At 62.1% G+C, this 13,729-nt stretch carries 12 protein-coding genes; 1 reads left to right on the forward strand and 11 read right to left on the reverse strand.

The window, feature by feature from the left end; translation table 11 throughout:
- The first annotated feature begins 202 nt into the window (after positions 1-202).
- Positions 203-2,377 (forward strand): glycoside hydrolase, encoded by a 2,175-nt coding sequence (locus tag ACODSV_RS28310; RefSeq protein WP_150095600.1) that lies wholly within the window; start codon positions 203-205, stop codon positions 2,375-2,377.
- Between the two features lie 107 nt (positions 2,378-2,484).
- Here the strand turns inward: ACODSV_RS28310 and ACODSV_RS28315 are convergent, their stop codons facing one another.
- The 11 genes from ACODSV_RS28315 to tcyJ all read right to left on the reverse strand — a co-directional run bounded on the left by ACODSV_RS28315 (position 2,485) and on the right by tcyJ (position 13,492).
- Positions 2,485-3,111, reverse strand: a complete 627-nt coding sequence (locus ACODSV_RS28315) for a class I SAM-dependent methyltransferase (RefSeq protein WP_454843092.1) — start codon at positions 3,109-3,111, stop codon at positions 2,485-2,487.
- Positions 3,112-3,422: 311 nt separating this feature from the next.
- Positions 3,423-4,067, reverse strand: coding sequence for a methionine ABC transporter permease (locus ACODSV_RS28320; RefSeq protein ID WP_150056496.1), 645 nt, complete (start codon positions 4,065-4,067; stop codon positions 3,423-3,425).
- The gene (locus tag ACODSV_RS28325) at positions 4,057-5,172 is read right to left on the reverse strand and encodes a methionine ABC transporter ATP-binding protein (RefSeq protein WP_150056495.1); all 1,116 of its coding nucleotides are present in this window, start codon (positions 5,170-5,172) and stop codon (positions 4,057-4,059) included. The genes ACODSV_RS28320 and ACODSV_RS28325 overlap by 11 nt, the downstream gene beginning before the upstream one ends.
- Positions 5,169-5,984 (reverse strand): MetQ/NlpA family ABC transporter substrate-binding protein, encoded by an 816-nt coding sequence (locus tag ACODSV_RS28330; RefSeq protein WP_150095396.1) that lies wholly within the window; start codon positions 5,982-5,984, stop codon positions 5,169-5,171. The genes ACODSV_RS28325 and ACODSV_RS28330 overlap by 4 nt, the downstream gene beginning before the upstream one ends.
- Before the next feature lie 144 nt (positions 5,985-6,128).
- Entirely contained in the window at positions 6,129-7,481 is a 1,353-nt protein-coding gene (locus ACODSV_RS28335) for an LLM class flavin-dependent oxidoreductase (protein ID WP_150056561.1), read from the reverse strand.
- On the reverse strand, positions 7,481-8,674 hold the full coding sequence (locus ACODSV_RS28340) for an SfnB family sulfur acquisition oxidoreductase (protein WP_069075023.1): 1,194 nt from the start codon (positions 8,672-8,674) through the stop codon (positions 7,481-7,483). The genes ACODSV_RS28335 and ACODSV_RS28340 overlap by 1 nt, the downstream gene beginning before the upstream one ends.
- Before the next feature lie 24 nt (positions 8,675-8,698).
- On the reverse strand, positions 8,699-9,940 hold the full coding sequence (locus tag ACODSV_RS28345) for an SfnB family sulfur acquisition oxidoreductase (RefSeq protein WP_024072783.1): 1,242 nt from the start codon (positions 9,938-9,940) through the stop codon (positions 8,699-8,701).
- Between the two features lie 187 nt (positions 9,941-10,127).
- Positions 10,128-10,913: a hypothetical protein gene (locus ACODSV_RS28350; protein WP_024072784.1), complete on the reverse strand. Its 786-nt coding sequence runs from the start codon at positions 10,911-10,913 to the stop codon at positions 10,128-10,130.
- Positions 10,914-11,282: 369 nt separating this feature from the next.
- Positions 11,283-12,029, reverse strand: coding sequence for an L-cystine ABC transporter ATP-binding protein TcyN (gene tcyN / locus ACODSV_RS28355; RefSeq protein WP_024072785.1), 747 nt, complete (start codon positions 12,027-12,029; stop codon positions 11,283-11,285).
- A 3-nt stretch (positions 12,030-12,032) separates the two neighbouring features.
- A complete protein-coding gene (tcyL, locus tag ACODSV_RS28360; RefSeq protein ID WP_032884921.1) occupies positions 12,033-12,698 on the reverse strand; it encodes a cystine ABC transporter permease in 666 nt (221 codons plus the stop codon).
- Positions 12,698-13,492 (reverse strand): cystine ABC transporter substrate-binding protein, encoded by a 795-nt coding sequence (gene tcyJ, locus ACODSV_RS28365; protein WP_024072787.1) that lies wholly within the window; start codon positions 13,490-13,492, stop codon positions 12,698-12,700. Before tcyJ ends, tcyL begins: the two co-directional genes overlap by 1 nt.
- Positions 13,493-13,729: the final 237 nt, after the last annotated feature.

Here is a 13,729-nt window from a genome sequence, read left to right on the forward strand (position 1 = left end):
AAGCCTGCTAGCCACAACAAGCCCGCTCACCACAGTTACAGTGTTGCTCCTTAACTGACTGGCATCCGGGCTTGCCCCCTCCCACAAGTTGATCTCGGCTGGGCATTTGAGCCGTGGGAAATTTCTGGAAGTGACGCTTGTTACCCTGGCCGACCGTTGAGTGATTTAACCTCCGGCCTCCACCTCTCAACGGTCGCCTGCCATGAACCGTATGCGTCATACCTTGCTGATGTGTTGCTGCTTGCTGTCGCCCGTGGCCTTTGCCAGCACTGTATTGGAAAACCCGTTGTGGCGAGTCGAACTCGACCCGGCCACCCTCGCCATCCGCGTGACACCCAGCGGCCAGCCAGAGGTCCAGGCCTCCAACGGCGTAGCGGCCCGTGCCGTCAGTCAACTTGCACAACACGATCAACAGGCCAGTTGGCAATGGGATGACGGTGCCTATCGGGTAACTGCCAGCCTGGAGCAGCGCGACCTGGTGCTGTCGATCACGGCGCGGGAAGCCGGTGAGCTGCCGATACTTTTGCAGCCGGCGAGCGCCATGGGCCGAGGGTTGATGTGGCCGCTGGCCGAAGGGCATTACGTGCCGGTCGGCAATACCACGTGGAACACTTTCCTGGTGGCCCAGGGCGACATCAACACCACCCAGGACCTCAGCCTGCCGCTGTGGGGTGTCGATCACGGCGCCTTCACCCTTAACTGGTTGCTGACCAATCCCTATAACAACCGCCTGCGCTGGCGGGGCCAGGCGTTGTCGTTGACCCATGAGTTCACCTCGCTCGCACCTGCCGCCCCCATGACCCTGTTGTTGCACCTGGGTGGAAGCGATCCGCTGGCCGGCGCCAGGCGCTATCGCCAATGGCTGGTTGAGCAGGGCCGCTATGAACCCCTGGCAGACAAGCTGCGGCAAACCCCTGGGGCTGAAAAGCTGCTGGGCGCCAGCCATGTTTACCTGTGGGGCAATGACCTGCTGGCGCCGGAGGATGTGCGTGATTGGCCGCTGTTGCTCAAGCGCTTGCGTGCTCATGAGCTCAAAGGCCTGTTGGACAAGGACTCCGCAAAGATCCTGGCGCAGCCCCGCGGGTTGAATCGCTACGAACAAAACGTGCTGTTGCGCGGCCTCAACGCCGCGATCAACAGGAAGGCCCGGCAGAGTTGGCAGGTGGACGAGCCTGATATGAGCCGTCTTGCCGCCCGCTACGGTGAATTGCGTCGCGAACTGGCCGTGGACTTTGCCGGTGCCCTCGGCGATAGCCCCGACACCTGGGGCAGCCAGGCAGTACAAACCCTGCGCGACGCCGGCTTGCCACGCTTGATGCTGACCCTGGGTGAAGGCTGGGAAGGCGGCCTTTGGCACCCCGAAACCATCCGCGCCGGCGTCGACGCCGGCTACCTGATGGCGCCCTACGATTCCTATCAAACCGCGTTGTCCGCCACCGAAAACCCCGACTGGACCACCGCCCACCTGGGCAACCGGGCCTACCGCGACTGCGCCATCGTGTTGAAGGACGGCAAACTCAAGACCGGCTTCCAGCAGTCCGGCCACTACACTGACCCGCGCTGTGTGCGGCCTCTGCTGGAAGCGCGGGTGAAAGCCGTGCAGGCCAGGGCCGGCTTCAATGCCTGGTTTCTCGATGCGTATGCCACCAGCATGGTGCTCGACAGTTACCGCGACAGCGCTCCGATGACCCAGGCGCAGAACGCCGAAGGCAATATCGATGCGTCCCGTTGGCTGAATACCACGCTGCAAATGCCGACAGGTTCCGAAGACGGCAACGCCATCACCGCCCAGGGCATTCTGTTCGCCCATGGCATGCAAACCCCGGTGCTGGGCTGGGGTGATCGCGACATGACCCAGGACAAGCAGTCGCCCTACTACGTGGGTAACTGGTACCCGCCGGAGCAACCGGCGGTGTTCTTCAAGTCGGTGCCGCTGAACGAGCCGTTTCGTACGCTCTACTTCGACCCGACGCTGCGCCTGCCGCTGTATCAGGCGGTGTTCCACGGCGCGGTGATCACCACCCATCACTGGCTGTTCGACAGCCTCAAACTGAGCAATGTGCGCGCCGAGAACGAGCTGGCCCAACTGCTCTACAACGTGCCGCCGCTGTATCACCTGAGTGCCGCGACGCTCAAGGCGCGGCTGCCGCTGATCCAGCGCCAGGACCGATTTTTTCGACCGTTGCATGAGCGCCTGGCCACCCAGGCGATGACCGGGTTTCGCTGGCTGACGGCGGATCGACAGGTGCAGGAAACCACGTTTGCCGATGGCACGCGGTTGGTGGCGAATTTTTCCACGGCGTCGAGAGAGGGGTTTGCGGCAAGGAGCGTGACAGCGGTGGTGGATGAGAAATCGGTGGTGTATCAGGTGCAGTAGTGGCGTCCATCAGTCCGTCATCGGGGGCAAGCCCCCTCCCACAGGGGCATGCATTTCAAATGTGGGAGGGGGGCTACACCCCGATGGCAGCCCAGGCAACCCCAGACTCAAGCCTTGCGCCAAACACTGGCCAGCCAAGGCTGCTGCTCCCGGGGCAATCCCGTCGGGCGGTAGTAATGCTCCAGCTCCACAAACCCGGCGGTGGTGAGCAGTGTTTGCCACGCATCGAGGTCGTGATAAGACCCATAGCGCGGCCCATTCCAGCCTTCCTGGTTTTCCCCCCGTGGATTGGAGCTGAACAACACTCCACCCGGTTTCAGCGCCCCATGCAGTTGCCTGAGCACACGCGGCAGTTCCTGCTTGGGGATATGAAACAGCACCGCATTGGCAAAGATGCCGTCAAAGCGTTCAGCGGGCAGTTCCAGCTTGAGGAAATCCTGCTGCAACACCTCACAGCCACTGTCTTCCCGCGCCATCTGCGCAAAGCGTTCCGAGCCATCGAGCCCGACGGCGATATGCCCCATGCGCGTAAAGGTCTGCAAATCCCGCCCCGGCCCGCAGCCGAAGTCCAGCACGGTAAAGGGCGCCGTGCCCTGGATATGCCGCAGCAGCGCGTCGATGTTCTGGCTCACATCGTGGTCGCGGGTGCCTTCACGGAAGTCCTCGGCCACCTTGTTGTAGTGGCCGAGGGTGGTGGACGTGATCTGGTCGAGGTCGTCGGGCTTGAGAGGCATGGTGATGAATACCGGGCGCTGAGATGGCCCGACTATACCCCATGTGTCGAGCGGGCTTGCCGTCACACCAGTCAGTTAAGGAGGAGCACTGTAACTGTGGCGAGCGGGCTTGCCCTAATGCCGTTCAGTTAAGGCTTTTTTGTAGGAGCGAGCTTGCTCGCGAAGAACTCACAGGCGCCGCGTTCACTCAGGAAACACGCGTTATCGTTGACGTTTTTCGCGAGCAAGCTCGCTCCTACAGAAGGCGATGTACGCTTAACTGAACGGCATTAGGGCTTGCCCCGCGTCGGGCTGCGCAGCAGCCCCAGCTTTCAGCGCTTATTCAGCACCCGCGCCAACCGATCGCCACCCAATTGGATCGCCGCCACCAGGATCACCAGCAGCACAATCACCGTGAGCATGATCTGCGTATCGAAACGCTGGTAGCCGTAGCGGTAGGCAATGTCGCCCAAGCCACCGGCGCCGATTGCCCCGGCCATGGCCGATGAGTTGATCATGGTCACCAGGGTGATGGTGAACCCACCGACAATCCCCGGCAGGGCTTCGGGCAACAGCACGTGCCAGATGATGTGCCAGCGCCGGCAGCCCATGGCCTGTGCGGCTTCGATCAGGCCGTGGTCGACCTCGCGCAGACTCACTTCGGCGATCCGCGCAAAGAACGGTGTAGCGGCGATAGTCAGCGGTACCACTGCTGCCCATACGCCATAGGTGGTGCCGACGATCAACCGCGTGAACGGGATCAGCGCCACCATCAGGATCAGGAACGGAATGGAGCGGAACAGGTTGACGAACGCCCCCAGCACCCGGTTCAACGCAGGCGCCTGGTAGATGCCGCCCTTGTCGCTGGTGACCAGGAACACCGCCAGCGGAATGCCCACCAGCAACGCGATCAGCGATGACACGCCGACCATCAACAAGGTGTCGAGGGCACCCTGTACTAAACGATCAAACCACATAGCCCACCACCTCCACCTGTTGTGCCCAACGCCCGGCGCGATTGCGCAGCGCTTCGGCGTTATGGGGCGAGCCGTTCACTGCCAGCAGCAGTTGCCCCAGGGCATGCCCCTGGATGCGTTCCACGCCGCCCTGCAGCAAGCGCACTCGCCCGCCAAGTGCGCCGAACAGCGCGGCCAGGTCCGGTTCATCGGTAGCGCTGCCGGTGAACTGCAAGCGCAGCACCACGGCCGCGTCTGACGACGCGGGCGTGGCCTGCAAACGGCTTTGCAGTTCGTCCGGCAGCCCGTGTTGCAACGGTGCCAGCAGGGTCTTGCTGACCTCATGTTGCGGGTTGCCGAACACTTTCCACACCGGGCCTTGCTCGACGATGCGCCCGTGTTCCAGCACGACCACGCGGTCGCAGATTTCGCGGATCACCGCCATCTCGTGGGTGATCAACACGATGGTCAAACCCAGGCGCCGGTTGATCTCGCGCAACAGGCCGAGGATCGATTGGGTGGTCTCCGGGTCGAGGGCCGAGGTGGCCTCGTCGCATAACAGGATTTGTGGGTCGTGCACCAGCGAGCGGGCAATGCCCACACGCTGTTTCTGCCCGCCTGAGAGCTGCGCCGGGTAGGCCTTGTGCTTGTCCTGCAAACCCACCAGTTCCAGCAGCTCACGGACCTTTTGCTCGCGTTGCGGCTTGGGCACGCCGGCGACTTTGAGCGGCAATTCGACGTTCTGCCACACGGTCTTGGCCGACATCAGGTTGAAGTGCTGGAAGATCATGCCGATACGCCGACGCAGCGCCACCAGGCGGTCTTCGTCGTAGTCGCCGATGTCCACCTGATCGATCAGCACGCGCCCGCTGCTGGGTTGCTCCAGGCGGTTGATGGTGCGGATCAGCGATGACTTGCCGGCGCCGCTGCGGCCGATAATGCCGAACACTTCACCACGCTGGATCGCCAGGTCGATGCCTTGCAAGGCATGCACGCTGCCGTCGTAGGTCTTGCCCAGGTTGATAAAGCGCACGTGCGCGCGGTTCAGGTCCGGGTGCAGTACGGTCTGCTCGGCGTCCCTGGGCGGTAAACCCAGGTCGCGCAGTTGAGAGTGGGCGGCGGTCATTTTTTGTCTTCCCAACCGACTTGGTACAACTTGCCAAGGGATTTATCCAACGCCGCGCGCACCACTGGCGAGTGCTGGTAGATGTCGACGAACTTGATCACGCGTGGGTCGGTTTTGCTTTTGGGCTGGATCACGAACTGGATCACGTATTCCGGGTGGTCGAGACCGTCGAACAGCAGCGCCGACTCGGCATCGAAGGTCTTCGACAGGCGGATATACGCCGGGTAGCCCTGCACCAGGTCCGCATCGTCATAGGCGCGCACCAGTTGCACGGCTTCGACTTGCAGGATCTTGATCTTCTTCGGGTTGCTCACGATGTCTTCTTCGGTCGCCTTGTAGCCCACGCCCGGCTTGAGGGTGATCAAGCCGGCCTTGGCCAGCAGTTGCAGGCCGCGACCGCTGTTGATCGGGTCGTTGGCAATCGCCACGCTGGCGCCTTGGGGCAGGTCGTTGATGCTTTTGTATTTTTTCGAATACAGCCCGACGTTGTTGATGATGCCCGGCGCGTACGGCACCAGGTCAAAACCAGCGGCGGCCTTGGCGTTTTCCAGGAACGGGATGTGCTGGAAGTAGTTCACGTCGATGTCACCGGCGGCCAGGCTGACGTTGGGCGCGATCCAGTCGGTGAATTCCACCAGCTCGACTTTCAAGCCTTGCTTGCCGGCTTCGGCGACGGCGGCTTCCAGGGGAATGGCGAAGGCGGCGGTGGTGCCGATTTTCAACGGTGCATCGGCGGCGAACACCGCCGCGCTGAACAACCCGAAGGCCAGGGCCAGTGCTTTGACTGGGTGGGAGAGCAGTGTTTTTTTCATGGTCGATTTCCAGTCATAAGGTATTTGTACAAACAGTGGAGATCCACTGTGGGAGGGGGCTTGCCCCCGATAGCGGTGGTTCAGTTGGCAAGTGTGGTGACTGATACACCGCTATCGGGGGCAAGCCCCCTCCCACATTTTTGATCAGTGGCGGTAGGTAGATCCGTGGTGTTGTTCGGGTAAACGGGCTGTGCCTTGGAAGACCTTTTCCCGTAGCGTGCCGTTCTCATACTCGGTCTTGTACGACCCACGCTTCTGCAACTCCGGCACCACCAGGTCGATAAAGTCCACGTAGCTTTCCGGCGTCACAATGCGCGTGAGGTTGAAGCCATCCAGGCCGGTTTCGCTGATCCAGGATTCCAGCTCGTCAGCGACCTGTTCGGGCGAGCCGACCAGGGTGATATAGCGCCCACCGAGGGCGTGCTGCTCGAGCAATTTGCGCCGGGTCCAGTCGTTGTTTTGCAGGTTCTTGGTGGCCGACTGGATCGCGTTGCTTTTCACGTACTGGATCGGTTCGTCGATTTCGTATTGGGAAAAATCAATCGCGGTGGACGCCGAGAAATGCGCCACGCCGGCCTCCGCGCTGGCGTAGCTCAAGTACTCGGCGTGCTTGGCCCAGGCCAGTTCTTCAGTGGCGCCGACGATCACGTTGAGGCCCATGAACACCTTGATGTCGTCCGGGTTGCGCCCGGCCTCGATTGCGCTGGCGCGCACCTTGTCCACCTGCACCTTGGTAGCGGCCTTGTTTTGCCCACTGATGAATACACACTCGGCATGCCGCCCGGCGAACAGCAAGCCACGCTCCGAACTGCCGGCCTGGAACAGCACGGGCGTACGCTGCGGCGACGGTTCGCACAGGTGGTAACCCTCCACCTGGTAGAACTCGCCGTGATGCTCGACCTTGTGCACCTTGCCCGGCTGCGCATACACCCGCGCTTGCGGATCGTTGAGCACCGCGTCGTCTTCCCAGCTGCCTTCCCAGAGCTTGTAGAGCACCTCCAGGTATTCATCGGCCTGGTCGTAGCGCCGGTCATGCTCGACCTGTTCGGACAGGCCCATGGCCTTGGCGGCGCTGTCGAGGTAGCCGGTGACGATGTTCCAGCCGACACGGCCACGGCTCAGGTGATCGAGGGTGGACATGCGCCGGGCGAACAGGTACGGCGGCTCATAAGTGAGGTTGGCGGTCAGGCCGAAGCCGAGGTTTCTGGTCACGGCGGCCATCGCCGAGACCAGCAGCAACGGGTCATTGACCGGCAGTTGGATCGACTCCTTGAGCGGCACATCAATCGAGCGCTGGTACACGTCGTACACGCCGACGATATCGGCGATGAACAAACCGTCGAACAACCCGCGCTCCAGGGTTTGCGCCAGGTCGGTCCAGTACTCGATGCTCTTGTATTGGGTGGACGTGTCCCTTGGATGGGTCCACATACCGTGGTTGATATGCCCGATGCAGTTCATGTTGAAGGCATTGAGCAGGATCTTTTTCTTCGCCATCAGATGGTCCCCCGCAGTGGCGGGTTTTCAGCGTTGAGGTAGTAATTACCTACCGCGTGGTACTTCCAGCGCACCGGGTCGTGCAGGGTGTGCACGCGGGCGTTGCGCCAGTGGCGGTCGAGGCCGTGCTCGGCCAGGGTGGCCTGGCTGCCGGCCAGTTCGAACAGGGTGCTTCCGGCGGCCAGGGAAATCTCGGTGCTCAAGGCGCGCACTTCGGCCACGGCAATCGACGCCGCCGCCACGGTGTCGGCATTGCTGTCGGCCTGGGCGCGGTCGAGGTAAACACCGGCACGTTCCAGCAAGGCTTCGGCAGCGTGCAGGCGGATGCTCAGGTGGCCAAAACTCTTCAGGGTCAGCGGGTCTTCGGTGGCTTTGTCGTTGCCGGAATCGATCCACGGGCGGGTCTTGGTGCGCACAAAGTGCAGCGCGTCCTCGAAGGCGGCGCGGGCGATGCCGGTGTCGATGGCGGCGTGAAGGATCTGCGCCAACGGGCCTACGGTGGTGGGGCGCTCGAAGGCGCTCTGGAACGCAATCACGTCGTGGGCGGCGACCCACACATTGTCGAAGACGACGGAGCCGCTGCCGGTGGTGCGCTGGCCGAAGCCACTCCAGTCGTCGATCACGTTCAGGCCTTCGCTGTCGCGGGGCACGAAGGCCAGTTGCTGGATGCCGTGTTCATCCACCACCGAGGTGGGGATGCGTTGGGCATAGATCGCGCCGGTGGCGTAGAACTTGCGTCCGCTGATACGAAAGCCATCGCCATCGCGGGTGATGGCGGTCACGCGGTCGTGGGCGGTCTTGGTGCCCAGTTCCGCCAGGGCGTTGCCGAAGCGTCGGCCGGCGAGCACTTCGGCGTACAGGCGTTGTTGCTGTTCAGGGCTGCCATTCACGCGCAGCACTTCGAGGGCATAGAAATGGTTTTGCGGAATCTGGCCCAGCGAGGCGTCGGCCTGGGCGATCAGCGCAATGACTTTGGCGAGGGTGACGTTGGATACGCCGGCGCCGCCGTATGCCTTGGGCACGCTGATACCCCACAGGCCGGAGCGCGAAAACACGTCCAGTTCGGGCAGCGGCAGGCGGCGTTCGCGGTCGCGCTGGGCGCTGTCGCGGCGCAAGTCTTCGGCCAGGTCGCTGGCGACAATAAGGGCTTGTTCGTCGCTGGTGATAACCGCGACACGGTGAGAAAGGGTCATGAGTTTCTCCAGAGGTCTGGTCGGTTAAATCCAGGAATGGCGAGCCGGCAATGTGCCGTTCAAGCGATAGGCGCCAACGGCGTGATACTTCCAGCGCACCGGGTCGTGCAGGGTGTGCACCCGCGCGTTGCGCCAGTGACGGTCGAGGTTGAATTCGGCGAGGGTGGCGCGGCTGCCGGCCAGTTCGAAGAGTTTTTCGCTGACCAGCAACGACACTTCAGTGGTGAGCACCTTCGCCTCGGCCACGGCAATCGACGCCCGCGCGGCGGACTGGGCGGTGATCGGCGCGGCGCTGACCTGGTCCAGCACCTGACCGGCCTTGCGCAGCAGCGCCTCGGCGGCGTGCAGTTCGATTTTCAGCTTGCCGATATCGGCGATCACATACAGGTCATCGCTGGCGCGTTCGACCTTGGCGTCGATCCACGGGCGCGAACGCTCGCGCACAAAGGCGATGGTGTCATCCAGCGCGCCACGGGCGATGCCGGCGTCGATGGCGGCCTGGATCAATTGCGAGACGGCGCCCTGGATATTCGGGCTTTCGCCGATGCGCCAGTTCTCGACCACCAGCTCTGCGTCGACCGGCACCTGGTCCAGCAGCACGGTGCCGCTGGCGGTGGTGCGTTGGCCAAAGCCGGACCAATCGTCGACGATGCGCAGCCCTTCGGTGCCACGGCGCACAAATGCCATGACCTGCTTGCCGTCATCGTTCAGCGCTTTGACCGCCACCCAATGGGCAAACAGCGCACCGGTGGAATAAAACTTCTGGCCGCTGATCACATAACCATCGCCCTTGGCAGTGATGCGCGCCTTGAGTTCCAGGGTGTTCCTGGTGCCACGCTCCGGGCCGCCGTTACCAATGCGCCAGCCGTCGAGCACGCTTTGGAACAGCTGCTTTTTCTGGCGCTCGGTGGCGGCACCCTGCAACAGGTGCAGGATGCCGAAATGGTTCTGCGGGATCTGCCCGAGGGCCGGGTCTGCCGCGCTGATGATCGCGAACACATCGGCCAGGGTCACGAACGACACTTGTGGGCCGCCGTACTCACGGGGAATGGAAATGCTGCCCAGCCCGCTGCGGGTGAATTGCTCGATCTGTGCCCACGGCAACTTGCGCTGCTGGTCGCGCTTGGCGGCTTGCAGGCGCGCAGCCTGGGCCAGCTCATGGGCCGCGCTCAACGCTTGGGCGTCGTTGCGCAGCACAGTGGCTGGCAACAGCAGGGGGGCTACGTCCAGATCACTCTGGGGGGGTGTTAGAGCCAAGTTAGACATCAGCGCCGCTCCTTGGCTGCACGTAATGCCCTGGCGTTGCGCACCGGGGTAATTCTGACCATACCGACCTCGCATTCAATGAAATGAAAACAAAACAATCAGGAATGTCCGGTGGTCCGGTGCATATACCCTAAGCGTGTTAAATTTTTAAATAAACTAACTTTTAGGAATATGCATAGAAGGTCCGTCACCCAGGTTCCAAGGGGGAACCGAGGCGACGCGGTTGATAGGGCAGCGCGTCCCTGGCCGCACGGGTCGGCGCCTGGGGCGCACAGGCGGCGATGCGCAAAGTGCGGGCGGGCGCCCAGCGTGAATTATTGCCAACCCGATCGAGGATGCAGTACGTCACGTCCAGCCGGCTGTCGTCGCCCGCTTCGAGAATCACCGCTGAAGGTACCCACACCTGGACCGCCAGGCCGACGCTGCGCGTCGTTATTTTCGGCAGGTCCAGGCGCACATCACCCCAGCGCAGGGTGATGGCGTCGCCGCTGGCCATGTTCAGGTAAGGCTCGATGGTCAGCGGAATACCGCGACGTACCTGGCTGCCGTTGACGCCGTAACGGCCGATCATCGCGGGTACCCTGATGGGGGCGAGGTTCTGGTTTTCGTCGCTGTACAGCGGCGAGGGCTGGCCGCCTGGGCCGTTGGTCTTGACGCGTACCTGCGTCACCGCGGAGCGGGCCGGGCTGCGGCCGACTTGCATGACCTGGTAGTGAACCTGTGCCAGGCCATCCTGCACGAAGCTTTCGGGCACCCGCAGGTGGGTGGGGGTGCCGACCTTGCACGCCGTTACCCGACGTGAGGCGGCGAAGCAGTTGTTCCAGAACAGTTCGATCAGGTCGCCTTCATCCATGCCCGGATAGGGGGCGATATCGACCTGCAGTTGGGTGGCGGCCAGGGCGTTGATGCCGTGCGGCAGGGCCTGGGGCAGGGTCGGGGCGGTGAGCATGGCCGGGGTTGCAGTGCGCGTCATAAGTCATCTCCTTGATGCAGCCAGCAGCAATCGTTCCGGACCTTGGGCGCAGGTGCGCAAACGGGACCGAAAGGAACGATTCAGTGAGTAGCCGGGATAGGATCCAATCCTCTGGGTGCTAGATAAGAGGGTTGGCCAGGGAGCGTCAATGGCGGCAAAAGGCTAAACGGCGGGTTCGGGACGATTCAGAAGGGTCTGACTGGGCGGCGGATTTTAAGAGGGGGTGGTGGGGCGATTTACTGGCTGGAACGAAGCATTCCTGTAGGAGCTGGCTTGCCAGCGAAGACCGTCCAGACGACACGGTTAATCCGGTTAAACGCGTTATCGTTGACGATTTTCGCTGGCAAGCCAGCTCCTACAGGGTGGGTCTCAGTGGGCCAGGAATTTGCTCAGGAACTGCCGGGTCCGTTCTTCCTTGGGGTTGGCGAACAGCGCCTTGGCTTCACCCTGTTCGACGATCACGCCCTTGTCGAAGAAGATCACCCGGTTGGCCACATCACGGGCAAAGCTCATCTCGTGGGTGACGATGACCATGGTGCGGTTTTCTTCGGCCAGGCTGCGAATGGTCGCCAGCACTTCACCCACCAACTCCGGGTCGAGTGCCGAGGTGGGTTCGTCGAACAGGATCACCTCCGGCTCCATGGCCAAGGCGCGGGCAATCGCCACGCGCTGTTGCTGGCCGCCGGACAGGCGCCGTGGGTAGGACGCTTCCTTGCCCGCCAGGCCGACCTTGGCCAACAAACTGCGACCCAGGGTAACCGCCGCTTCGCGGGGCATCTTCTTGACCACGATCGGGCCTTCGATGACGTTTTCCAGTGCGGTGCGGTGGGGGAACAGGTTGAAGTTCTGGAACACAAAGCCCACGTGCTGGCGCAGACGCCGCACCAGGCCCTGTTGCTGGTTGAGCGGCTTGCTGCCGTCGATCTCGATGTCACCCACCTTGATGCGGCCGCTGGTGGGTTCTTCGAGGAAGTTCAGGCAGCGCAGGAAGGTGGTCTTGCCGGAACCGCTGGGGCCGATGATGGCGACGACTTCGCCTTCCTTGACCTCAAGGTCGATACCGTTGAGCACCACCTGGCCGTTGAATTGTTTGGTCAGTTTTTCAACCACGATCATGCTTCAAGACTCCAGGTCATGCCGGTTGACCCGGTCTTCCAGGCGGTTTTGGAAGTGCGCCAGGATGCTTGCCAGCACCCAGTAGATCAGGGCAGCGGACAGATACATGGTGAAAATTTCGAAGGTGCGCGCCGACACCAGTTGAGCCTGGCGAAATAGCTCCGGCACCTGGATGGTGGCGGCCAGCGCGGTGTCCTTGACCAGCGAAATAAAGCTGTTGCCCAAAGGTGGCAGGGCGGTGCGCATCGCCTGCGGCAGGATGGCCCGGCGCAGGGTCTGCGCACGGGTCATGCCGATACTGGCGGCGGCTTCCCACTGGCCACGCTCGATGGAAGCGATGGCGGCCCGCAGGATTTCACAGGCGTAGGCGGCCATGTTCAGCGAGAAGCCGATCATCGCCGCCGGGATCGGATCCAGCTCGATGCCCACTTGCGGCAAGCCGTAGTAGATCAGGAACAGCTGTACCAGCAAGGGCGTGCCGCGAAAGAACGACACGTAGACGCGGGCTGTCCAGCTTAGCAGCTTGAAGCGCGACAGCCGCATCAAGGCCAGGCCGAAGCCCAGCAGCAAACCGAAAAACATCCCGCCAAGGCTGAGAATCACCGTGTAATACGCGCCCTTGAGCAGAAAGGGCGCGGAGTCCAGCGCGAGTTGGAAACCTGCTTCCATTATTGAGTGACGTCAGCGTTGAAGTACTTCTCGGACAGCTTCTTCAAGGTGCCGTCGGCGCGCAGCTTGTCGAGGGCCTTGTTCACCGCTTCAAGCAACTCGGGCTCGCCTTTGCGCAGGGCGATACCGGCTTCCTGACGGGAGAAGGCGTCGCCGGCAGCGGCGGTGTCCGGGGCTTTCTTGGCGTATTCCAGGGCCGCCAGGCGGTCGATCAGGATGGCGTCGATACGGCCGATGCGCAGGTCCTGGAACTTGGTCGGGTCATCGTTATAGGTCTTGATAATGGCTTTGGGTTGGTTGTCCTTGAGCCATTGTTCATAGTTGGTGCCCAGGCCTACCCCGACTTTCTTGCCGGCCAGGTCGTTGGCGGTCTTGATGGTGTCGAGGTTCTTTTTCAGCACCAGCGCCTGGATACCGGAAACGGTGTAAGGCGTGGAGAAGTCGTACTTCTTCTTGCGCTCTTCGGAGATGGTGACTTGGTTGACGACGGCATCCAGGCGCTTGGATTCCAGGGCGGCGAGGATGCCGTCCCATGGCGTGGCCTGGAGCTTGACCTTGACGCCCAGCTCTTTGGCCAGGGCTTCGGACAGTTCGACTTCGAAACCGCTGAGCTTGCCGCTTTCATCGACGAAGCTGAACGGCGGGTAGGTGCCTTCCAGGCCGATTTTGATCTCGCCGGCCTTTTTGATATTGCCCAGTTGCTCGCCGGCAACTGCCTGGCCCAGCCAACCAGCCCCGAGAGCCAGCCCCAATGTGCCGACCAGCAAGGTGCGACGGAATACGGAAATAGTCATGAAGAGCCCCTGTGTTTTTTATGTTGAGCGAAGCAGGTGACGCGGTAGTCGTATCCTGCCTTAAAGCGCGAAGCGCGTCTTCGCCTTCGGCGCGATGATAAAGCCGGGTTTTAAGACTTGAAAATAATATAAATCAATTCATTTATGCTTATCTGGAATATGTGGCGACCCTAATGTGGGAGGGGGCAAGCCCTAATGCCGTTCAGTTAAGCGTACATCGCCTTCTGTAGGAGCGAG

The sequence above is a fragment of the Pseudomonas sp. FG86 genome, from assembly GCF_057808775.1.